The organism is Candidatus Poriferisocius sp., from assembly GCF_965208355.1.
In the GTDB taxonomy this organism is placed as follows: Bacteria; Actinomycetota; Acidimicrobiia; order Acidimicrobiales; family Bin134; genus Poriferisocius.
In genome coordinates this window covers 648,071-669,263 of the sequence record NZ_CBDBOM010000003.1, presented here as the reverse complement: position 1 = coordinate 669,263, position 21,193 = coordinate 648,071, and the positions used below count along the sequence as shown (strand labels likewise).

19 protein-coding genes are annotated in these 21,193 nt (G+C 65.7%); 12 read left to right on the top strand and 7 right to left on the bottom strand.

What is annotated here, in order from left to right; translation table 11 throughout:
- Window positions 1–23 precede the first annotated feature (23 nt).
- Entirely contained in the window at window positions 24–1,415 is a 1,392-nt protein-coding gene (locus ACOGXH_RS04355) for an ABC1 kinase family protein (protein ID WP_419927895.1), read from the bottom strand.
- Between the two features lie 212 nt (window positions 1,416–1,627).
- Between ACOGXH_RS04355 and ACOGXH_RS04350 the strand changes: the two genes are divergently transcribed.
- Genes ACOGXH_RS04350 through ACOGXH_RS04340 form a run of 3 tightly spaced genes read left to right on the top strand, consistent with a single transcriptional unit; the run spans window position 1,628 to window position 5,349 of the window.
- Complete coding sequence (locus ACOGXH_RS04350) at window positions 1,628–2,851, top strand: NAD(P)-dependent oxidoreductase (RefSeq protein WP_419927894.1); 1,224 nt, start codon at window positions 1,628–1,630, stop codon at window positions 2,849–2,851.
- Window positions 2,848–4,131, top strand: coding sequence for a DUF1015 family protein (locus ACOGXH_RS04345; RefSeq protein WP_419927893.1), 1,284 nt, complete (start codon window positions 2,848–2,850; stop codon window positions 4,129–4,131). The genes ACOGXH_RS04350 and ACOGXH_RS04345 overlap by 4 nt, the downstream gene beginning before the upstream one ends.
- Window positions 4,132–4,167: 36 nt before the next feature.
- Window positions 4,168–5,349, top strand: a complete 1,182-nt coding sequence (locus ACOGXH_RS04340; RefSeq protein ID WP_419927892.1) for an amidohydrolase family protein — start codon at window positions 4,168–4,170, stop codon at window positions 5,347–5,349.
- Here ACOGXH_RS04340 and ACOGXH_RS04335 read toward each other — a convergent pair.
- Window positions 5,342–5,755 carry a globin gene (locus ACOGXH_RS04335; protein WP_419927891.1) on the bottom strand — a complete coding sequence of 138 codons (414 nt, stop codon included), beginning with the start codon at window positions 5,753–5,755 and terminating at the stop codon, window positions 5,342–5,344. The genes ACOGXH_RS04340 and ACOGXH_RS04335 overlap by 8 nt on opposite strands.
- A 19-nt stretch (window positions 5,756–5,774) precedes the next feature.
- On the opposite strand from ACOGXH_RS04335, the gene ACOGXH_RS04330 reads away from it, so the two are divergent.
- Complete coding sequence (locus ACOGXH_RS04330) at window positions 5,775–6,242, top strand: SixA phosphatase family protein (RefSeq protein ID WP_419927890.1); 468 nt, start codon at window positions 5,775–5,777, stop codon at window positions 6,240–6,242.
- Here ACOGXH_RS04330 and rmuC read toward each other — a convergent pair.
- Window positions 6,239–7,648 carry a DNA recombination protein RmuC gene (rmuC, locus tag ACOGXH_RS04325; protein ID WP_419927889.1) on the bottom strand — a complete coding sequence of 470 codons (1,410 nt, stop codon included), beginning with the start codon at window positions 7,646–7,648 and terminating at the stop codon, window positions 6,239–6,241. The two genes, ACOGXH_RS04330 and rmuC, sit on opposite strands and share 4 nt — an antisense overlap.
- Before the next feature lie 96 nt (window positions 7,649–7,744).
- Between rmuC and ACOGXH_RS04320 the strand changes: the two genes are divergently transcribed.
- Genes ACOGXH_RS04320 through ACOGXH_RS04305 form a run of 4 tightly spaced genes read left to right on the top strand, consistent with a single transcriptional unit; the run spans window position 7,745 to window position 11,442 of the window.
- On the top strand, window positions 7,745–8,821 hold the full coding sequence (locus ACOGXH_RS04320) for a TIGR03857 family LLM class F420-dependent oxidoreductase (RefSeq protein ID WP_419927888.1): 1,077 nt from the start codon (window positions 7,745–7,747) through the stop codon (window positions 8,819–8,821).
- 26 nt (window positions 8,822–8,847) lie between these two features.
- The gene (locus ACOGXH_RS04315; RefSeq protein ID WP_419927887.1) at window positions 8,848–9,645 is read left to right on the top strand and encodes an alpha/beta fold hydrolase; all 798 of its coding nucleotides are present in this window, start codon (window positions 8,848–8,850) and stop codon (window positions 9,643–9,645) included.
- On the top strand, window positions 9,645–10,937 hold the full coding sequence (locus ACOGXH_RS04310; RefSeq protein ID WP_419927886.1) for an LLM class flavin-dependent oxidoreductase: 1,293 nt from the start codon (window positions 9,645–9,647) through the stop codon (window positions 10,935–10,937). Before ACOGXH_RS04315 ends, ACOGXH_RS04310 begins: the two co-directional genes overlap by 1 nt.
- Window positions 10,938–10,974: 37 nt before the next feature.
- Window positions 10,975–11,442: a cupin domain-containing protein gene (locus tag ACOGXH_RS04305; RefSeq protein WP_419927885.1), complete on the top strand. Its 468-nt coding sequence runs from the start codon at window positions 10,975–10,977 to the stop codon at window positions 11,440–11,442.
- Here the strand turns inward: ACOGXH_RS04305 and ACOGXH_RS04300 are convergent.
- Window positions 11,439–12,560, bottom strand: a complete 1,122-nt coding sequence (locus ACOGXH_RS04300) for an amidohydrolase family protein (protein WP_419927884.1) — start codon at window positions 12,558–12,560, stop codon at window positions 11,439–11,441. The two genes, ACOGXH_RS04305 and ACOGXH_RS04300, sit on opposite strands and share 4 nt — an antisense overlap.
- Window positions 12,561–12,634: 74 nt before the next feature.
- Here ACOGXH_RS04300 and ACOGXH_RS04295 point away from each other — a divergent pair, with 74 nt between their 5' ends.
- Together ACOGXH_RS04295 and ACOGXH_RS04290 are read left to right on the top strand one after the other, a co-directional pair.
- On the top strand, window positions 12,635–13,081 hold the full coding sequence (locus ACOGXH_RS04295) for a flavodoxin family protein (RefSeq protein ID WP_419927883.1): 447 nt from the start codon (window positions 12,635–12,637) through the stop codon (window positions 13,079–13,081).
- Between the two features lie 2 nt (window positions 13,082–13,083).
- A complete protein-coding gene (locus ACOGXH_RS04290) occupies window positions 13,084–14,307 on the top strand; it encodes an amidohydrolase family protein (protein ID WP_419930320.1) in 1,224 nt (407 codons plus the stop codon).
- Between the two features lie 27 nt (window positions 14,308–14,334).
- Here the strand turns inward: ACOGXH_RS04290 and ACOGXH_RS04285 are convergent, their stop codons facing one another.
- On the bottom strand, window positions 14,335–16,596 hold the full coding sequence (locus ACOGXH_RS04285; RefSeq protein ID WP_419927882.1) for a xanthine dehydrogenase family protein molybdopterin-binding subunit: 2,262 nt from the start codon (window positions 16,594–16,596) through the stop codon (window positions 14,335–14,337).
- A 52-nt stretch (window positions 16,597–16,648) separates the two neighbouring features.
- Here ACOGXH_RS04285 and ACOGXH_RS04280 point away from each other — a divergent pair, with 52 nt between their 5' ends.
- Window positions 16,649–17,596 (top strand): alpha/beta hydrolase, encoded by a 948-nt coding sequence (locus ACOGXH_RS04280; protein ID WP_419927881.1) that lies wholly within the window; start codon window positions 16,649–16,651, stop codon window positions 17,594–17,596.
- A 9-nt stretch (window positions 17,597–17,605) separates the two neighbouring features.
- Window positions 17,606–18,079 (top strand): 2,4'-dihydroxyacetophenone dioxygenase family protein, encoded by a 474-nt coding sequence (locus tag ACOGXH_RS04275; protein WP_419927880.1) that lies wholly within the window; start codon window positions 17,606–17,608, stop codon window positions 18,077–18,079.
- Window positions 18,080–18,103: 24 nt separating this feature from the next.
- Here the strand turns inward: ACOGXH_RS04275 and ACOGXH_RS04270 are convergent, their stop codons facing one another.
- Both ACOGXH_RS04270 and ACOGXH_RS04265 read right to left on the bottom strand, forming a co-directional pair.
- On the bottom strand, window positions 18,104–19,342 hold the full coding sequence (locus ACOGXH_RS04270; RefSeq protein ID WP_419927879.1) for an MFS transporter: 1,239 nt from the start codon (window positions 19,340–19,342) through the stop codon (window positions 18,104–18,106).
- A 51-nt stretch (window positions 19,343–19,393) separates the two neighbouring features.
- The gene (locus ACOGXH_RS04265) at window positions 19,394–21,118 is read right to left on the bottom strand and encodes an N-acyl-D-amino-acid deacylase family protein (RefSeq protein WP_419927878.1); all 1,725 of its coding nucleotides are present in this window, start codon (window positions 21,116–21,118) and stop codon (window positions 19,394–19,396) included.
- Window positions 21,119–21,193 lie beyond the last annotated feature (75 nt).

Here is a 21,193-nt window from a genome sequence, read left to right as displayed (position 1 = left end):
AGTCCCGTCGAGGTACCTACCGGCTACTGGTGGAGCGAACGACGCCAAGCTTGCGCATCTTCGCCCATCGGGGTTGACGGGGACCGGTCGGTGAACGGCCACAGCTCCTCGGCGATGCTCCGCCAATTGGCGGTGGCCCCGAGTTGGGCGAACAGCGAGATGAGCCCGAGGTTGATGCGCTGGAGCACCACCAGCGAGGGCGGCACGTTGAGCACCTTCTTCAGCTCGGCGTGCTCGCCAGAGGCATCGAATATGGCTCTGACTCCCGCGGCGGCATAATCCTGGGTGAAGGTCCGGGTCTCGTAGGTGAGCACGAACTCGTAGAAATGGGTGAAGAACGCTTCTACCTCGGCATCGCTGAACGGGGCATCGGCCGGCAGCAGTCCGGCGGTCACCAGCTCGACCCGGAATCGGGGGATGTCTCGGTCGATCACCATGGCGGTGAGCATTCGCTCAAACTGGGCGGTCTCTTGCTCGCTGAATCGCTTGACCAGGCCGAAGTCCAAGAACGTGACCGATCCGTCGGGGTGGAAGAGATAATTCCCCGGGTGGGGGTCGCCGTTGAACGCCCATAGGCGATAGATCGACCCGATCGAGAACCGGTAGACGGTCTCGGCTACCCGGTTTCGCTCCTCCTGGGACCAGCCCAGCGCCTCCTCGAACGTCGCACCGGTGGCCAATTCAGTGGTGAGCACCCGGGCTGAGCTCAAGTCGTCGTACACCTCGGGAATGGCAATGTAGGGATGGCCTCGGTAGTGATCGGCGAACAGGCGCTGGTTGGAGGCCTCGTGTTCGTAGTCCAATTCCTCGGTGAGCCGCTGGCGCAGTTCCTCCACTATGGGGGCGGGGTCCAGGCCTGGAAACAACACCGAGAGAGCTCGGAACACCATGCGGGCCGAACCCAAGTCCGCCGCGATGGCCTCAGCCACGCCGGGATACTGGATCTTGACCGCACAGGCCCGGCCGTCGGGGGTGATGGCCCGATGGACTTGACCGATGGAGGCCGCGGCGATGGGCACTGGATCCCATTGCTCGAATAGCTCGTCAGGCGGAGCACCCAGCTCGGCGGCTAGCACCGACTCGGCCAGGGCCGGGCTCATGGGCGGGGCGTTGGCCTGGAGCTGAGCCAGAGACGACCGGGTGGACTCGGGCAGGCCCACGTCGAGATAGCTGGCCATCTGGCCGATCTTCATCAGCGCGCCCTTCATGTTCCCCAGCACTTCCACTACATCAGCGGCGTTGTGGAGCTCCCTTTCGGTATCCAGAACAACAGCTCGCTCGGCGTCGGCGAAGACTTGACGGGCCCGGGCCATCGCCCACCGCCCGCCACTACGGGCGCCCAAACCGGCCATCTTGGCCGTGCGCCCCAGCCGTCCTCGCCGGGGCACCGCTCCTCGACTGCGCCCGTCTGCCACGCCGCCGAAAATACCGGCCCGACCACTGCTGCCGGTATCTTTGACAGAGAACACCGCGTAAAGGAATGTGCTGATAGTTTCCGTTATTTTTTGGGACACCATCTAGTAAACGCGAGTATCGTAGAGCGGAACAGTTCCGCTATGCGGCACAGGGACGGGACCCGTCCAGTGCCGCATCCCAACGCCTGCCGAGCAATACCGGAGTCCAAGTCATGCGAATCCTATTTGCTGACAGCCTGGCTGAGAGCGCTGTCGAGCGGCTTCGGGCCGGGGGCGACGAATGCGTGGTCGATCCCTCGCTGACCGCTGAGAGCCTGCCCGAGCACATTGCCGGGTTTGACGTGCTGGTGGTGCGCAGCACCAAGGTCACCGCTACCGCTCTGGAGGCCGCCGATCGACTTGGCCTGGTAGTAAGAGCCGGAGCCGGGACCAACACCATCGATGCCGACCGGGCGGCCGAGTTGGGAATCTTCGTGTGCAACGTGCCTGGTCGAAACGCCATTGCGGTGGCTGAGCTGGCCATTGGGTTGATGTTCGCCATCGACCGCCACATCGCCCCCGCAACCGCCGACCTCCGATCGGGAGACTGGAACAAGCAGACTTACAGCGAGGCCCGAGGTCTGTTCGGCTCCACGCTCGGGATCGTCGGAATGGGCGCCATCGGTCTCGAAGTAGCCCAGCGAGCCGGCGCATGCGGACTGCGGGTTGTCACCGAGGTTCGGAATGATCGCACTCGCGAGGTGTGTCGTCGCATGGCCGACATCGGGGTGGAGGAAGTGCCCGACCGGGCGGCGCTGCTGGCTACCAGCGACATAGTGTCGCTGCATGTGCCCGGCGGCGAAGACACCGTCGGAATGGTCAATGCCGAATTCTTGGCGGCCATGAAACCCAACGCGGTGCTCATCAACACCAGCCGGGGCGAGGTGGTCGATGAAGCCGCGCTGCTCGCGGCGCTCGATAGCACCGATATTCGAGCCGGCCTTGATGTGTTCGCCAACGAGCCGTCGGGGGGAGTCGGCCAGATCAGCTCAGAACTGGCCCGTCACCCGAAGGTGACGGCTACTCACCACATTGGGGCCTCCACCGATCAGGCTCAGGTAGCGGTGGCCGAGGGTACCGCCGATGTCATCGAGGCCTACCGCAACGGCGAAGTTCTGGACTGCGTCAACCTGGAGAGGGTCCCCAAGCGCACCGCCACACTGAGCGTCCGCCACCACGACCGGGTCGGTGTGCTGGCCTGCGTATTGCAGGAGTTGAGCCGACGGCATGTGAATGTGGCCAATATGCAAAACCGGATCTTCTCTGGCTCAGAAGCGGCCGTGGCCATCATCGAAGTGGCTGGAGATGTCGACGACGATCTGCTGGAGGTCCTGCATTCCATCGAGCATGTGATCTGCGCCTCGGTGCTCGACACCCACTCGGCGGTGGACCAATGACCGGCGCACGCCCCAACGACACCGAACAGGCGGGGACTGAACCGCTGGTCGCCCCCTTTGCCGGCTGGGTGGTACACCCCGACTGGGCCGAGAGAGTGATCAGTCGGGCCTACGACAATCTCTCGCCGCTACAGCGCCAAGCCCTGGTGGCATCAAACCCCTACAGCTACATGAACGTCACCAGAAGCCGGGAGGATCTCTTCGACAACACCGACCTTTCGCATGAAGACCTGGTTACCCAAGGCGCCTCCGCCCTTACTCGACTGCTCAACGCCAAGGCTTTCGTCCCAACCGGGCGGTCGGCCTTGTATCTGTACCGCTTGACCCACAAGCAGGGCTCACAGACCGGGGTGGTGTGCACAGTGCCGGTGCAGGGCTTTGATGATGGGCGAATTCGCATTCACGAGAATGTCCACGACGAGCGGGCCGACCTGCTCACCGCCCACCTTCAGGGCGTGGGGGCCACTTCCAGCCCGGTGGCCATGGCCGTTCGGTCTGGCGCCGAACTCCGCAACCAGTTGTTCGACATCACCTCCGCTTCGCCCGCTGATTTGGAGTTCGGATCCACCGCGGTGCGCCATCAGGTGTGGACGGTTCCCGACGATTGCACGGAGTCGCTGGTTGCGGCCTTTGGCAATCAGGTGCTGTACGTGACTGACGGCCATCACCGCTCGGCCGCCGCAGTGCGGGCTAGGGCCGCGGAACCTGACAACACGGCACTGGCTCGGACTCTGGCTGTGGTGTTCCCTGATGAACAGCTTCAAGTGCAGGCATTCCATCGACTGGCGGTCGACCAGCACAATCGCAGTCCTGAAGAATGCCTGGCCGCGCTTGATGACGTGGCGGAGGTGACATCGGTGTTCTCATCCATGCAGGCCCGTCCCCAGAAGAAAGGGGTGGCTGGGCTGTACTTGGGGGGTTCTTGGCACCAAGTGGCATTGCCGGCGGCGGTGGGCAATGGAGCGGTGAACGGATTGGATGTAGAGCGGCTGCGGCGATCCATCCTCGACCCTGTGCTCGGTGCCGACGAGCTCGGTGTGCCCGGGGCCGTGGAGTACCTTCCTGCCTCGCTGGGCTTCGACGAGATGGCCCGGCGATGTGATGCGGAAAACCGGGTGGGGTTCGCCTTGCACCCCATGACGGTGCGCGAGCTGATGGCGGTGGCCGACGAGAACGGGCTTATGCCCCCCAAATCGAGCTTCTTTGCCCCCAAGCCCCGCTCAGGCGTGTTCCTCAGGATGCTGGGGCGGGGAGCAACCGCCCACCTGCCTCCTTCCTGAGGCAGTCGAATCCTCCGAGCCGATACTGTTGCCGACGTGTTGATTTCATCGGACTCCCATGTCGTTGAGCCGGGTGATCTGTGGCTGGAGCGGTTGCCTGCGCGGCTGCGGGATCGAGCCCCTCGGGCGGTGCAAGATCCCGGCAACCACTACTGGTACTTCGAAGCCCCGGAGATGGGCCGGGGAGTGAATCTGACCCTGTCGCGCAACGCCGGGATGACGCAGGGGGAAGTGGATGCCCTGCTGGCCGCCGACCCCGACGCATGGGTGGGGGCAACCGGCGGGCACGATCCAGCGACCCGTCTGGCCGACATGTGGGTGGATGACACCTTGGCCGACGTCGTCTACCCCACTGCCGGCCTGTCTCTTCTGCAATACGACGATGTGGAACTCCAGCTGGCTTGCATTCAGGTCTACAACGACTGGCTGGCCGAGTTCTGCGCGGTGGACCCCGACCGGATCATCGGCATCGCCATGATCCCCACCTGGGACATCGAGGTGGGGGTGGCTGAGCTGAATCGCTGCGGCGACATGGGGCTGCGCGGTGCCATTGTCTGGAGCTCGCCTCCCGCCACCCGGGAATACAGCTTCTTTTCTGACCGCTACGAACCCCTGTGGGCCACTGCCGCCGATCGGTCGATACCGATCTCAATCCACATCTTTGGCGGCCACCAAACCAAGGCCATAAGCAGTTACGGGGTGACCGTGGAGGGCACCTACTACTTCGGGATCACGGCCCGCGACGAGCTGGCCCATACCACAGCCGAGTTGATCGCGGCGGGGGTGTTCGAGCGCCATCCCAACCTGCGGATCGTGGCCGCAGAAGGGGGCATCGACTACGCAGCCCGACTGGAGCAGCGGCTCGATCTGACCTACAGCGGGGCATGGAGCCGCATTGACGACCGGCTGACCATGAAGCCTTCGGAGTACTTCCGCCGCAATGTGTACCTGACCTACATCGAAGACCCCATCGGGCTGAACAATCTGCGTTTCACCGGCAGCGACCACTTCATGTGGTCCAGCGACTACCCCCACGGGGCGGCCACCTGGCCCCGGTCTCAGGAGTTCACCGCCGCGGAGTTCGACGAGGCCGGAGTGAGCGAGGCCGACCGCCGCAAGCTGACCCTCACCAATGTGGCCGAGCTGTACAACATCGACTTGGAGAAGGTGAGCCAGCCCTCCCCGGTCATCGCCGACCAGGTGGCAGTGGTCAGCTGAGCGGCAGCCTCCGAGAATCAGTGGGCGGAGCGGGCGGCTGCTTGTTGATGAGGTGGGTGGCAGCCGACTCGAAATAGTCCACCATGGCGGTGTGGATGTCATCGCCTAGCCCGGCCCCAGCCAGCGCAGCCCGCATGTGGCCCATCCAGGCATCCCGCTCGGCGATGCCGATCTCGAAAGGAGCGTGGCGCATTCGCAACCGGGGATGGCCCCGCTCGGCGCTGTAGAGGGGCGGCCCACCCCAGTATTGGGCCAAGAAGCCAGCCAAATGATCCCGTGAGGGGCCCAGGTCGTCGGGATAGAGCGGCCGAAGCACCGGATCATCGGCCACGCCGTCGTAGAAGCGGTCTACCAACTGGTCAAAGAACGCCTGACCGCCAACTGCGTCGTACACCGACTGCTCCACACGCGTAGCGTATTGCGGCATGTCTGCGGTCATCTTCCTCAGGCACGCCAAATCCGACTGGCATGCAGGAGCTTCCAACGACATCGAGCGACCCCTGAACAAGCGGGGACGCCAAGCTGCCGCGGCCGTGGGCATCTTCTTGGCCGAGTCCGGCCATGTGCCCGATCTAGTGCTGTGCTCACCGGCCACTCGGACCCTCCAAACCCTCGAGCTGGCCATGAAAGCAGGGGGCTGGACCAGTCCGACGGAGACCGCCGACGAGCTGTACTACGGATCGGTCAACCAAATGATCGCCCTGGCCTGCCAGCGGCGGGCTCCCGTCACCATGCTGGTCGGGCATGAGCCGACTACGTCGACCGCCATCGGGCGATTGACCGGCGCCGAGCTGAGGATGCCCACCGCAGCGCTTGCCCGGGTCAGTCTCAACCCCGACAACACCGGCCAACTCGACTGGCTGATCCCCCCTCGCCTGCTGACCGACCGTTAGTCGTCCTCAGGATCGCTGACCTCGTTCAACTCCGACACTGCTTCGGCCTCCACCAATTCGGCCGCGGCCACGGCTCGGGGATACGCCTCCACCGGTGAAACCCCCTCGATTCTCTTGGCACCGCTCACTGGGCCCAATTCCTCGAATCGGCGCGCCCGGGGAAGCACTCGACCCTCCAATGAGCCAATGCTGTCGTTGTAGGCCTTCACCGCCCGCTGCAATCCCTTGCCCACATTGTCAACGTGGCCGGCGTAGACCCTCAGGCTGTCGTACAAGGCGGTCGCACCATCGGCAATCTCCTGGGCGTTCTCTTGGAGATCCTGCTGCTGCCAGGCCAGAGCCACGGTCCGGAGAAACGCCAGCAAGAGCCCGGGCGTGGCGATGAGCACCCGATGCTTCTGCCAGGCGTCCTCCCAAAGGGTGGGCTGCACGTCTACCGCGGCATCCAGGATCGGGTCAGCCGGCACGAACATGACCGTGAAGTCGGGAGATCCGTCGATCGCGGCTGCGTAGTCCTTATCCCCCAGCTCCTTCGCACGCCCCATCAGAGATCGGGCATGGCTCTGAAGCAACTCACCCTGACGCTGCTCGTCCTTCTCGCTGTGGGCCTCGAGATATGAGTCCAGAGGGGTCTTTGCATCGATTACCACCTGCACGCCGCCGGGCACCCGGACCACGGCATCGGGCCGAACGCTGCCATCGTCGGTGGCCACGGTGTGCTGTTCGACAAAGTCGATGTGTTCCCGCATTCCCGACACTTCGAGGATGTTGCGCAGGGTCTGCTCCCCCCATAGTCCCCTCACTTGCGGCGAACGCAGCGCCTCTCTCAATCCACCGGTTGCCTCTCGGAGCTGTCCGATCTGGGTCGTCAATCCCTCGTAGGCTCCTTCCCGCTTCTCTTCGATTTCGTTGACCCTCTTTTCGAACTTGGCCAAGTTCTCTTTGACAGGCTTGACCAGCTCGTCGATAGCCTGCTGGCGCTGCTTCAAGTCGGCCTCGCTGAGCCTTTTCTGATTCTCAAACTGCTCCTTCGCCTGCTTGAGGAATGCCTCGCTGTTGGCTTTGGACACGTCGGCGGCTATGCCCTTGAACTGTGTCTCCAACTCCTCGCGAGCCTTGGCCAGTTCCTCGGTGCGAGCTTCATGCTCGGCCTCCGCAGCGGCCAGCTTTCGTAGAGCGCCTTCCCGTTCACCGCGGACTTCCTCCAACTCGGCCCGAGCCGCGTCGCGCTCACTTCGAGTCTCGTTGAACTGCCGATCCCGTTCAGCCAGTTGGACCTCCAGCTGAGCCGCCCGCGTCCTCTGGTCGTTGGCCCCAGCCGCATCGCCCGCTTGTCGCCCCCGCAGCACAACTACTGCTAAGGCAACCACCAGGACCGCCACAACAACGAGAAGAACTATCTCCATAGGCCCGCATCCTAGGAAGCCCAGGTGACAGTTTCTGGCGAAGGCTTCAACCAGCGGTTTCGCCTAGCCTCCACAACGGCAACGAGGGAGGCCCCCATGACCCAGATGAACGAGCTCGGCTTCTACACCCTGGCCGGGGCACCGGAATCTCCCCGGGAGCTGATCGACGAGGTCCGCCAGGCCGAGGAGCTGGGCATCGGCAACGTGTTCATCAGCGAGCGGTTCAACATCAAAGAGGCCGCCACTCTGTCGGGAGCGGTCGGTGTGGCGGCCGAATCCATGGGCATCGCCACCGCAGCCACCAACCACCACACCCGCCATCCCGTGGTGACCGCGGCCTACGCCATGACCATGCACAAGCTGACCGGCGGGCGCTTCTGCCTCGGTATCGGCCGAGGGGTCGATCGACTATCCCAAGCATTCGGCCTCAACGCCATCACCACCGCCCAAATGGAGGACTTCGTGGGCATCATGCGCCGGCTGTGGCAGGGCGAGCCCATCTTCAACCACGAAGGCCCCATTGGGAACTACCCGGTGCTCACCCTCATGGGGGCCAGCAGCGAGCACATCCCCATGGCCCTCACCGCCTTCGGCCCCAACTCCCTGGCCTTGGGCGGGCGCTGCTTCGACGCAGTGGTGCTGCACACCTTCTTCACCGACGAGACCACCGCCCGGGTGGTAGGCGCCGTCAAGCAGTCGGCTGAGGAATCGGGGCGCGACCCGGACTCGGTGAAGGTGTGGTCTTGCTTCGCCACCATCGGCGACCACCTCCCCGAAGACATCCGGCTCAAGAAGACGGTGGGACGCATGGCCACCTATCTCCAGGGCTATCCCGAGCTCATGGCCCGCACCAACAACTGGGACCCCGCCGCGCTGGAGCGGTTCCTGGCCGATGACCTGGTGGCCAACTTCCAAGGCGCTATCGATCAGGTGGCCACCACCGACCAGCTCGAGCACATCGCCGAGCTGATCCCCGAAGAATGGCTCGCCCCCGCCGCCACCGGCAGCCCCGCCCAATGCGTCGAAAAAATCCGGGGCCAGTTCGACCTGGGCTGCGACGGCGTCATCCTCCACGGCGCCAGCCCCACCCAACTCCAACCCATCGTCGAGGAGTACGCCCGCACCCGCCCCACAGGCCGATTCGACCATCTCCCCGCCAACCCCGGCGGCTGAGGGCGAGCCGGTATAGCGTCATGGCGATGCAAACCGTCACGACAACCGTTGCCGGGCTGGGGATGCGGGATTTCACCGGGGGGTCGGGTGATCCGCTGGTGATGCTTCACCACTCGTTCGGGAACCCGGGGTGGATGCCGGTCCACGAGGCCCTGGCCGCCCACTACACAGTGCACGCGCTGGACTTGCCAGGCTACGGAGGCACCGAGGGGTCTGAGCGGCCCGAATGGGCCCGCCATCCCCGTGACTTGGCTCTGCTGGTGGGCCAGTGGCTGCGGGCCAAAGACCTCGGCCCGGTGGAGCTGGTGGGGTGCGGGTTCGGCGGATGGGTGGCGGCCGAGCTGGCCACCATGGCCCCGGAACTGCTCAAGCGGCTCATCTTGGTGGGGGCGGCTGGGCTGCTGCCCGAACAAGGCCGCATCTATGACCAGTTCTTGGTGTCGCACTCCAATTATGTGCAGGCCGCCTTCTCCCGGTTGGAAGCCTACGACGCCATCTTCTCAAGCAACGGCGATAGCCCCGACGAGCTTCCCATGAGTGACGACACCCTGGTCGTGTGGGACATGAACCGGGAGATGACCACCCGGGTGGCGTGGAAGCCATACATGTACAACCGCCGGCTGCGGCCCCTGCTGGGCGGAGTGAACGTGCCCGCTCTGGTGGTGTGGGGTGACAACGACGCCGTGGTGCCGATGGAATGCGCCCACGCCTTCGTCGAGGGCCTGCCCGACGCACGCTTGGAGGTTGTCCCGGACTGCGGCCACGCCGTCGACCTCGAAGCCCCCGAATCCCTCGCCGCCATCATCACCGGAGGAGCTAGCTGATGTTCTTGTCGTATTTCACCGAGCAGCCCATGAGCGCCTACCCGGCCGAGGAGGGCCTGAAGGAGGGCTTCACCTCGGTGATGTTCTCCAACAAGTACTACGACCCCGAAGAAGGCAGCCGTCTGTTCAACGAGCGCATTGAGGAGTACAAGCTGGCCGAGCAGGTGGGCTTCGACGGGATCATGGTGAACGAGCACCACAACGCCCCGTTCTGCATGCAGGCCCGCATCACGGTGATGTCGAGCATCCTGGCCGCCATCACCGAGAGGGCCAAGATCGTGCAGCTCGGCAACCCGCTGCCCACCTACGACAGCCCGCTCATGTTCGCCGAGGAGATCGCCATGATCGACATGATCTCCAAGGGCCGGCTGATTTCGGGCATCGTGCGGGGCGCAGGGCAGGAGTCGGTGTGCCTCAACGCCAACCCGGCCTACAACCGGGAGCGGTTCAACGAGGCCCACGATCTGCTGGTGAAGACCATGACCGACGACGGGCCGTTCTCCTGGGAGGGCGAGCACTTCCAGTACCGGGTGGTCAACCCCTGGGCCCGGGTGCTGCAAAAGCCCCACCCCCGCATTTGGGTACCCGGCGTGTTCAGCGCCGAGACCATCCGCTGGGCGGCCGAGCACCGTTACCCCTACATCTCGCTCAATACCCCCCTGCACCTCACCGGCGAGCTGTGGCAGATCTACGACCAGGCCGCTCGGGCGGTGGGCTACGAGCCGGGACCGGAGAATCGGGGCTATCTGCTGCGGGTCCACGTGCAGGAAGACGGCGACAAGGCCCGAGAGAACGCCCGAGAGTTCATGTGGATGCAGGGCGAGTTCACCGGCATCGGCCACCCCTATTGGGTGAGCCCGTCGGGCTACGGGTCGTCGGCCCGCCGGCTGGACTACGCCAAGATGGCCAATGCCGAGGTCCGGGGCTCACGGGCCGCTTCGTTCGAGAAGCAGTTGGCCGCCCGCGAGATCGTGGCCGGCACCCCCGATGAGGTGATCGCCGAGCTGCGGGTGGTGCTGGAGACCTGCCGCCCGTCGATCCTCATGCTGTGGGGCAACGACGGCGGCGTCACCCACGACGACTCCCTGCGGTGCATCGAGCTGATGGGCACCGAGGTGCTGCCCGCGTTGCGGGACATGGGCGACGAGCTGGGACTGCACGACCCGTTCGAGCTGGACTCCCCCATCAGCCTGGCCCTCACCCCGCCCGACGAGCTGAACCCGGTTGAACTCGACGACGGCGCCCGCCCCGAGGACACCTCAGACAGCACAGCGCTGAAGATGTTCCGGTGATCTCCCTGCAAGACCAGAGTCCCAAAGGAGCACGCCGATGACCGAAACTCAGCCCCAGGTGTCGTACATCCACGCCGAGGACATGGACTTCGCCGAGGTCAAGTCCCAGCAACACGCCGACGGCCGCCGGGTGTCGGTGTGGCTGAAGCTGATGGAGCTGACCCAGGAGCGGGCGGTGTATCACACCCGCTACGACCCCGGACTGGTGCTGGAGCGCCACGGCCACAACAGCGACCACTTCATCTTCGTCATCGAAGGGGAGGTCACCTTCGACGAGGAGGTGTGCCGGCCCGGAACCCTCATCAAGCTCCCCCACCTGGCCACCTTCGGCCCCATCAAGGTGGGCGATGAGGGCGCCGAGATCCTGGAGATCTACTTCGGCGACTCCCGCCCCGCCCCCGCCGACAAAGCCGAATACGCCTCCATTCTCGAAGAGCGCGGCATCACCCCACTCCCCCACCCCCCCGTGGACCTCCCCGACTGGTTCGGCCCGAGGACTGACTAAGCAGGAACCGGGATCCCGAACAGCTTGGCCGGGTTGTCGGTCAGGATCTTGCGCTTGCGCTCGTCGCTGAGGTCGTCGCGCTCCACCAGCAGCTTCACCGAGTGGGGGAAGTCGCAGTCCCAGTGGCAGTAGTCCGAGGAGTAGCACAAGATGTCGTCGCCCACCTGGTCCATCACGTAGGGCAGGGCCGACTCGGTGGACTCCACACCCACGAAGCACCGCCCCGACAAGAAATACTCCGACGGCTTGCGATCCAAGATGGGGGCCTGGTCGGGCATCAGCTCGTACTCCTCGTCCAAGCGCTCCAGCCAGAACGGCAGCCAGCCGCACCCAGCCTCCATGATCCCCAACCGCAAGTTGGGGAACCGGTGCAGCACCCCGCCCACGGTGAAGTTCATCGTGGCCAGCATGGCCCCGAACGGATGGGTCACGGCGTGCTTCTCCAGCCGGGTGTCGTAGCGGTCCAAAACGATAGGCACCTGGTCGGGCGCCTGCCCACCGCCGTGTACGCACACTGCCGCCCCATGGCTGTCGGCCACCTCCCACACCGCGTCGAGGGCCGGGTCATCCAGATTGCGGTCCAAAACGTGCTGGGCGGTCACCATGCCCACGAACAAGTCCGGGTACTGGGTGAAACACCGATCCAGCTCGGCCGCGGCCCGGTCGGGGTCGATCAAGGGCAGCTTGGCCACCAGCTTGAGGCGGGTGGGGTCGTAGGCCGCATAGGTGGCCCGGGCGTCGTTCAGCAGCCGACACAGCTCGGCGGAAAAGCCCGGATCGCCTAGCGCCCACTCCTCGCCCGATCCCGGAGGGAACAAGACGGCCGCATCGATGCCCTCGAGGTCCATGTCGGTCATCCGGGGACCGGGCACGGCCATGCCCTCCCGTTGAAGCGGCGTCTCAAAATCCAGCTCCCCGGGGGCGTACTCGCCGTAGTTCTGCTGGTCCTCGGTGTGCACTGGCGAACCGGCCCCCGGCAGGTCGCCGTAGTTCTCCTTCATCTTGGCCACGTACTCCACCATCTTCGGCCGCCACTCGGCGCTGATCCCGTGGCGCCACTGGGGCGGCTCTCCCCCGTGGCCGTCGGAGTCGATCACGTAGTACCCGTACTTGCCCATCCCACCATCGTGGCACCTGAGAGACTTAGCTGCTAAAAGTCAACCCGTGAGGTTCCAGCGATGAGGATTCAGCAGTGAAGGCAGTGGTGATCTTTGAGAGCCGCACGGGGAACACCCAGCGAGCAGCGGAGATGATCGGCGGGGAGCTGCGCCAAGCCGGCTACGAGGTATCGGTTCGCCCGGTACATGGGATCAAGCTCACCGAGATCGCCGAGGCCGATCTGTTGGCCGTGGGCACCTGGGTAGACGGGCTGGTGCTGTTCGGACACCGCCCCGGCGGCACGGCCAAGCTGATGACACTGCCGTCGCTGCACCACAAGCCGGTGGCCGCCTTCGCCACCTACAAGTGGTACCCGGGCAACTGCATCGACCAGATCGCCGATCTGCTGGCCTACAAGGGCGCGGATGTGATCCACCAGCGGGCATTCAACAAAGCGCAGCTCGACATCCTGGTCCCCGAGTTCGTCGACGACGTGCTGGCCGCAGTGGGGGCAGCGGAGCCGGCCGGAGCCACCGCGTGACCATGACCGCCGAGTCGTCCGCTGAATCCCCGGCTGGCACCGAGATGCCCCGCATCATCAGCGTGGACGACCACGTGGTGGAGCCTCCCGAACTGTGGTCGAGCCGGCTGCCGGCCAAATACCGCGACGTCGGCCCCCGCATCGAGTATCTGCCCCAAGGCGAGGTGGTGCTCGACGGCGGCACCTACCGGGAGCGCCCCGGCACTGAAGGCCGCAACGTGGCCTGGTGGCTGTACGAAGACCACACCTACTCCATCAAGCGGCTCATCGCTGCGGCCGGCTATCCCTACGACGAGGTATCCGTCGAGGGCATCACCTACGACGAGATGCGCCCCGGCTGCTGGCAGCCCAAGGCCCGGGTGGCCGATATGGAGATGAACCACACCGACGCCTCGCTGTGCTTCCCCAACTATCCCCGGTTCTGCGGCCAGCTGTTCAACGAGCGCCAGGACAAAGAGCTCTCGCTGCTGTGCGTGAAGGCCTACAACGATTGGATGGTCGAGGAGTGGTGCGGCGACTCCGGCGGGCGGCTCATTCCGCTGTGCCTGGTGCCTCTGTGGGACGCCGATCTGGCCGCCGCTGAGATCCGCCGCAACGCTGAGCGGGGGGTGCGGGCGGTGGCGTTCAGCGAGCTGCCCACCTGGCTGGGCCTGCCCAGCATCCACTCGGGCTACTGGGACCCGTTCTTCGCTGCCTGCGCCGAAACCGGCACGGTGGTGTGCATGCACATCGGGTCGGGCACCCGCACGGTGTCGCCCGCCGACGACGCCCCCGACGCGGTGACCGCCTCGCTGATCTTCTGCAACAGTGCGGCCTCACTGGTCGACTTCCTCTACTCCGGGGTGCTGCACCGTTATCCCGACCTCAAGCTGATGTACGCCGAGGCCCAGATCGGCTGGATCCCCTACGCCCTGGAGCGGGCCGACGACGTGTGGGTGACCCACGCCGGTTGGAGCGGGGCCAAGAACAACATCCCCGAGCCGCCGTCGTTCTACTACTACCGCCAGGTGTACGGCTGCTTCTTCAAAGACAGCGTGGGCATGGACCTGCTCGACCGGGTAGGCATCGACAACATCACCTTCGAGACCGACTACCCCCACACCGACGGCACCTGGCCCAACACCAAAGAGGTGGCCGCCCGCCTCTTCGGCCACCTTGACGCCGAGTCGGTCTACAAGATCGCCCGCGGCAACGCCATCAAGCTCTTAGGCCTGGATTTCGATTAGGCGCTTCCTAGCGCCCTGTCATAGCCGCTAGACCGCGGCTAGCGCCTGCCAGATGCGCTCGGGGGTGGTGGGCATCTCGATGTGCGCTACACCCAAGTGGGAAACGGCGTCGACGACCGCGTTGTGGATGGCCGGGGTCGAGCCGATGGTGCCCGACTCGCCGATGCCCTTGGCCCCAAGTGGGTTCATCGGGCTGGCCGTCTCGGTATTGCTCACCTCGAAGCTGGGCAGCTCGGCCGCACTGGGCATGAGATAGTCGGCCAGGTTGGCGGTGCGGGGATTGGCGTCCTCGTCGTACTGCACCCACTCGAACAGCGCCTGGGCCGCGCCCTGGGCCACGCCGCCATGTTGTTGGCCGGCCACCAGCAGCGGATTCAAGATGGTGCCGCAGTCGTCCACCGCGACATGGCGCAGCAGCTCCACGCCGCCGGTCTCGGTGTCCACCTCGACCACGGCAACGTGGGTGCCGAAGGGGAAGGTGGCCCCACCCTGGTCGAAGTCGAGCTCGTGGGTGATAACACCGCCGTCGGCCGCTGAGGCCAGATCGGCCCAAGACGCCGACTGGGCGGGCACACCGGCCACATGCAGGCCGCCTTCGCCCACCACGATGTCATCGGCACTGGCTTCGAGTTGCTGGGCGGCCAGCTCCTTGGCCTGAGCCAGTACTTCTTCGCTGGCCTTGTAGACGGCGCTGCCCGCGGTCTGAAGCGAGCGGGAGCCAAGAGTGCCCGCGCCACGGGGTATCTCGTCGGTGTCCGACTGGATGAGCTTGATGCTGTCCATGGGCACGCCCAATAGATCGCTGACGATCATTGAGAAGGAGGTCTCGTGGCCCTGGCCATGGGCACTGGTGCCCACTCGGATTTCCGCGGAGCCGTCGCTCAGCACGTCCACCCGGCCGTATTCGGTGTGCAAGCCGAGCGGCGCGGTGATCTCCACATACGACGACACCCCGACACCCAGCAGCTTGGAGTCGCCCGAATCCCGCCGGGCGGCCTGCTCGGCCCGCAGATCGGCATAGCCCGAGGCCTCCAGGGCAGCGTCCAGAGCCCTCTCGTACTCCCCGGAGTCGTAGTTGGCGCCGGTCACGGTGGCATACGGGAACTGGTCGGCGCCGATGAAGTTGCGCCGCCGGATCTCGGCGGGGTCGATGCCCAGCTCGTCGGCGCCCACGTCCAGCACCCGCTCCAGGATCTGGGTGGCCTCGGGACGGCCCGCTCCCCGGTAGGCGGCGATCTGCGTGGTGTTGGTCACCACCGCGTCGGCCACGAACCGGACCTTGGGAATCTGGTACACGCCCTGGGCCATGGTCTGGGTGAGGATGGGCAAGAAGCTGCCGATGGCCGGATAGGCCCCGGAGTCGGCCAAGCAGTGCAGGTTCAACCCGGTAATACGACCATCGCTGTCGAACCCCATCTTGGCGGAGAAGATGTGGCCCCGGCCCTGCACCAGCGACACCATGTCTTCAGAGCGCGACTCGGTCCACTTCACCGGGCGACCCAGCTCCAAGGCGGCCTTGGCCGCCACCAGGTACTCGGGATACAGGCCGGTCTTGGCCCCGAAACCGCCGCCCACCGCCGGGGCGATGAGGCGCACGTTGTCGCCGTCGAGGCCGAACAGGCCGGCGAACCCGTCCTTGAGGCCAATGGGGGCCTGGCTGGGAAAGATCACGGTCATCCCGCCGTCGGGGGTGCCGGGCTCCACCAGAATCCCGTTGGGCTCCATAGGCACCGCGGCCAGGCGCTGGCTCTCCATCTTCACCTCGGCCACGTGGGCCGCCTCGGCCAAGCCGTCGTCCTCGCCGAGCTCGGTGTGGAAGGCCAGGTTGCCGCCCTCGTTCTGGGGCCACAGCACCTCAACGCCTTCAGACATGGCCTTCTCGGGGTCGGCGTTGGCCGGTAGCGGGTCGTAGTCCACAAATACCGCCTCGGCGGCGTCCATGCCCTGCTCGCGGGTCTCGGTGACCACCGCAGCCACGATGTCGCCTACGAACAACACCCGTTCGCCGGCGATCTGCGGACGCTCGAACACCGGGAGCATGGGGAATCCGGCCGTGGCCGGCAGCCCGATGTTCTCACCGGTGTACACGGCCAGCACGCCGTCCATGGCCTCGGCCTCGCTGGTGTCCACCGACTCGATGGCAGCGTGGGCCATCGGCGAGCGCACAAAGGTGACGTAGGCGGTGCCCTCGGGGGTGAAGTCGTCGTAATAGCGCTCCGCGCCGGTCAACAGCCCCGGATCCTCGCGGCGGACGACTGAATTTCCCAGAATCGAACCAGAACTCGACACGGCTTTCCCCTTTTTCTGTTCTCGGGAGTCGGGAGGATGTTAGAACCACCTCATGGATTTCAGCCAGCTTTACGACCCGGCCCTCGACGAATACGTCCCTGAAGCGTTGGATATCTTGTCGAAGTTCTCGTTCGAATCGGAGGGCAACGACCTCTCCACGCCCGAGGGACTGGCCAAGGCCCGTGACCTCGAATCGCTGGGGGGCGGCATCCTCGCCTCCAACTTCCTTGACGACGTGGACATCCGCACGTACACCGGCGCGGCGGGCGACGAGTTGGAGCTGCGGGTATTCGCCCCCGACGGGCTGGCTCGGGCGGTGTACCTCGACATCCACGGCGGCGGCTTCTTCATGGGTCACCCCAAGATGGGCGATCGTGGTAACCAGGCCATGGCCGACACCCACCAGATCGCGGTGGTAAGCGCCCAATACCGGTTGGCCCCCGAACATCCCTGGCCCGCTGGCCCCGACGACTGCGAGGCCGCCGCGCTGTGGGTGCTGGGACCGGGCCGCGACGAGTTCGGCTCGGTGCCGCTGCTGATCGGCGGGGGCTCGGCCGGGGCCAACCTGGCCGCCACCACCCTGGTGCGGATGCGCGACCGCCACGACGCCGCCGCGGAGTTCATCGGGGCCAACCTGGTTTTCGGCGTGTTCGACGTGAGCGGCACGCCGTCGCAGGTCGTCCTGGGCGACATCGAGTTCCGGGAAATGTACGTGGGCGACCACGACACCCAGGGCCGCCGGCACCCAGACATCTCCCCGCTGTATGCCGACCTCAACCACCTGTGCCCCGCGCTGTTCACCGTGGGCACCCTCGACTACCTCTACGACGACTCCCTTTTCATGGCCGCCCGGTGGCGAGCCGCTGGCAATCCCACCGAGCTGGCCATCTACCCGGCGTCACCCCACGGATTCACCGCACTCCCCACCAAGATGACCCAGGCCGCCAACGAGCGCACCGACGCCTGGCTGGCCGGAATCCTCGATGGGGTTGACGGCTAGCCTGCTGAGATGAGCCTCCTAGACCAAGTGGTCCCATCGGCCCGCCATGTGGGGATCGACGACGTGCCGTTTGTGGAGAACACCGCGCTGGGCGCTCGAATGCGGCTGCTCCAGGTCAACGCTGACGACGGCCTCTATGTGCTGCACGGCTTCATGCCCGCGGGCATGACGGTGCAGACCCACCACCATCAGGGGCCAGTGCTGGCCTTCACCTTGAGCGGGGCGTGGGGCTACCGGGAGAACGACTTCATGAACCGGGGCCGCAGCTACCTCTACGAACCGCCGGGGTCCATCCACACTCTGTTCGTGCCCGAGGACAACACCGAGCCCACCGAGTTGGTGTCAGCCATATACGGCGACGTGGAGTACCTCGACCCTGACGGCAACGTGGAGTACATCTCCAACGCCCAGTCCAACCTGAAGCTGTACTACCGCTACTGCGAAGAGCAGGGCATCCCCCGCCCCAACGGCATCCTCCAGTAGATCTCAGCGCTTTCAGCCATCTGCTCAACCCGCGGCGTCCAGGTGGCGGAGGCGGCCGCGGGTGAGCTGGCTGGCCAGGTAGGCGGTTACCGCGATGGCGGTGATGACTAGCACCCAGCGGATGCCGATGACACTGGCTATGCCTCCTTGCACCAGGATGCTGAACGGCGCAGCCAGGCCGAACAGCATCATCCACAGGCTCATCACCCGGCCCCGATAGGCATCCTCGCATTGACTTTGCAGCGCACTGGTGAGGGTGGGCATGGTCACCATGAAGGCCAAGCCCACCCCGCCCATGGCCACCACCCCCAGGGCAAAGGTCGGCACTACTGCCAACGCCAAGGTGAACAACGCCACCACGGCCATCCCAATGGTTGCGAGCTGGCTGTAAGGGTTTCCGCGGTCGAACTGGAGCATCAGCGCAGCACCGATCAGCGACCCGACCCCGAACGCGCCCAGCAGAAAGCCGAATCCTGCGGCGTCCACTCCGAAGGCGTCGTCGGCGATCACCGGGGCCAACCACTGGGTGGGGGATATGGCCGCAGCCAACATGAAGCTGGCCAGCATCACCACTCGGATGCCCTCGATGCTGCGGGCATAGCGGAACCCCGACAGGAAGTCGGCCAGAAATCCCTGGCTCGACGATGCCCCCGGCGGGGGCCGGGGCGGCAGCAGGCTAAGCCCGATGACGAGCACGGTGAAGCTGGCCGCGTTGAACCAGAAGGCCGCGGCCGGTCCCCAGAACTGGATGAGCCACCCGCCCAGCATGGGGCCCACCGCCCGGGAGATGTTCCACTGGGTGGAGTTCAAGAAGACGGCGTTGCGCATGACCTCTCCGGGCACGAGCTCCACCACGATGGCCTGCTGCACCGGTGCTCCCACCGACGCGGTGGCTCCCCCGCCCAGGGAGAAGGCCACCAGTACCCAAAACGTCTCCGCGTCGATCTGGACCACCCAAGCCAGGGCCACTGCCACCACCATCTGCCCCACCACAGTGGCCAAGAACAAACGGGTACGGCTGTAGCGATCGGCCAGCGAACCTCCGAACGGACTCATGACAAACAAGGGAATCAGCCCGGCAACAGCCGCGACCGTCACCTTCCAGGGGTCGTCGGTGATGTCTTCCACCAGCCAGCCGATGGCGGCCAGGTACATAATCGACCCGACGTTGGACACCACGCTGGTGGTCCAATACAGGCGGTAATCCCGATAGCCCAGCGCCTGCACTGGCACCGGCACCCGCCAATCAGGACCCTCGATCACCCGCTCTTTCTAGTGGTCACTCTGCGAATCGGGCGAGGCGGTTTGAATCGATCAGGGACCGGCGGCGGTCACGGTGTCGGTGTCGCGGCCCGAGCGGATCACCTTGCCGGGGAGAGCGTCGGTGAGAACACCGGCCCTCTGGGTCTCTACTCCGTTGACCAAGACGTGCTCGATGCCCTCAGCACCGCCGGTCAACCGCCACCCCCCACCGGGCATGTCCCAAGCAGTGGTCACCGGAGCCTTGGTCAGACGGGCGGGGTCGAACACCACGATGTCGGCGCACCAGCCCTCGGCCAGCCGCCCCCGGCCCCGCAGGCCGTAGTGGCGGGCGGGGCGATCGGTCACCAGGTTCACCGCCTGCTCCAGGCTCAACAGTCCCCGATCCCGCACCGTGTCGCCCACCAGCGCCGAGGAGCAGCCCCAGGTCATCATCATGTCCAGATGGGCCCCGGCATCGGAGCCGCCGGCCAGCACCCGAGGGTCGCCCAGCATCTCGGTCCGAATTTTCCACGACTCATCGTCATCGCCCACCACCGGTGGTCCGAATCCGGTCATCAGGTCGTCTTCCAGGGCGATGTCGCACATCACGTCGAAAGGATGCTGGCCCCGTTCAGCGGCCAGTTCGCCAACGTTGCGGCCCACCAGCGCCTCTAGCGAGGTAGAGGACACGTCCACCACCGTGGTCTCGGCCCACCGCACCCAAGTGCGATGAGGAGCCTGGGCCGCGCCGTCGAGCAGCCGCTGGCGCACCTCGGGGCGGGCCAGAGCCTCGGCCTTTGCCCCGGGGTCCAAGTGCATGATCTCGGCCCAATCGGGCAGGGTGTCGTACAGCACGCCGGTAGCAAAGTTCAGCCGCATCTGCATCACGTCGGGCAGCAGCAGGCCGACCACAGTGGCGCCCCGCTGTCGGGCATGGTCGGCGGAACCCAAGCGGTTCTCCCGGTAGGCATCCTCGCCGGGCCGCACGTTGAGCAGGTTCCAGTTCAAGGGCCGGTCGGCGGCCAGAACCATAGCCGTCATCAACTCGTAGATCTCTGGCGCCCAGATCGGGTTGATGCTGGGAATGAGCTCCAGGGTGGTACCGGGGTGATCCCGGCAGACCCCGGCCAGCGCCACCATCTCGGCATCGGTGGCCGCCCGTGACGGCACCGGATCGCCGTGGTGGTCGTTGTGGGCCGCCGCCTTGGTGGATGAGAACCCCAATCCGCCCTCGGCCAGGCTCTGGCCCAGCAGGGCCTCCATGGCCTCGATCTGTTCTTCGGTGGCTACCTCGCTCACCGATGCCGACCCCATGACCAGGCGGCGGATAGTGCTGTGGCCCACCAGGAATCCGGCGTTGACCCCCAGCCCGCCGCCCTCCAGGCGATCCAGCCATGACCCGAACGAAGACCACCCGAAATCCAGGCCGGCCTCCAGCGACTCGGTGGGCATGCCCTCCACCCGGGCCAGCATCCGCATCACGTAGTCGGCCTCGTCGGGAACCATCGGAGCGATGGTGAATCCGCAGTTCCCTCCGATGGCAGTGGTGATCCCGTGCAATGACGACGGAGTCAGGTGGGGATCCCACAGCACTTGGGCGTCGTAGTGGGTGTGGACGTCGATGAACCCCGGCGCCACCGCCAGCCCGTCGGCATCGATCACCAGACGGGCCGGCTCATCCGAACGCCCGATGAACACGATGCGCCCGTCTCGCACACCAACGTCGGCCACTCGACCCGGCGCTCCGGTGCCGTCCACCACCATCCCGCCCCGAATAACACAATCCAACATCGCCATACCCCTGCGCTATCGTCGTTTTCCGGGCCACTGAGCCCAACCCCCCTACCGTATCCGAGACGCTCGACTGGAGTT

Coding starts and splice junctions, on each gene's coding strand:
- ACOGXH_RS04350 (WP_419927894.1), top strand. CDS start 1,628: ATGCGAATCCTATTTGCTGACAGCCTGGCTGAGAGCGCTGTCGAGCGG.
- ACOGXH_RS04345 (WP_419927893.1), top strand. CDS start 2,848: ATGACCGGCGCACGCCCCAACGACACCGAACAGGCGGGGACTGAACCG.
- ACOGXH_RS04330 (WP_419927890.1), top strand. CDS start 5,775: ATGTCTGCGGTCATCTTCCTCAGGCACGCCAAATCCGACTGGCATGCA.
- rmuC (WP_419927889.1), bottom strand. CDS start 7,648: ATGGAGATAGTTCTTCTCGTTGTTGTGGCGGTCCTGGTGGTTGCCTTA.
- ACOGXH_RS04320 (WP_419927888.1), top strand. CDS start 7,745: ATGACCCAGATGAACGAGCTCGGCTTCTACACCCTGGCCGGGGCACCG.
- ACOGXH_RS04315 (WP_419927887.1), top strand. CDS start 8,848: ATGCAAACCGTCACGACAACCGTTGCCGGGCTGGGGATGCGGGATTTC.
- ACOGXH_RS04310 (WP_419927886.1), top strand. CDS start 9,645: ATGTTCTTGTCGTATTTCACCGAGCAGCCCATGAGCGCCTACCCGGCC.
- ACOGXH_RS04305 (WP_419927885.1), top strand. CDS start 10,975: ATGACCGAAACTCAGCCCCAGGTGTCGTACATCCACGCCGAGGACATG.
- ACOGXH_RS04300 (WP_419927884.1), bottom strand. CDS start 12,560: ATGGGCAAGTACGGGTACTACGTGATCGACTCCGACGGCCACGGGGGA.
- ACOGXH_RS04290 (WP_419930320.1), top strand. CDS start 13,084: ATGACCGCCGAGTCGTCCGCTGAATCCCCGGCTGGCACCGAGATGCCC.
- ACOGXH_RS04280 (WP_419927881.1), top strand. CDS start 16,649: ATGGATTTCAGCCAGCTTTACGACCCGGCCCTCGACGAATACGTCCCT.
- ACOGXH_RS04275 (WP_419927880.1), top strand. CDS start 17,606: ATGAGCCTCCTAGACCAAGTGGTCCCATCGGCCCGCCATGTGGGGATC.
- ACOGXH_RS04265 (WP_419927878.1), bottom strand. CDS start 21,118: ATGGCGATGTTGGATTGTGTTATTCGGGGCGGGATGGTGGTGGACGGC.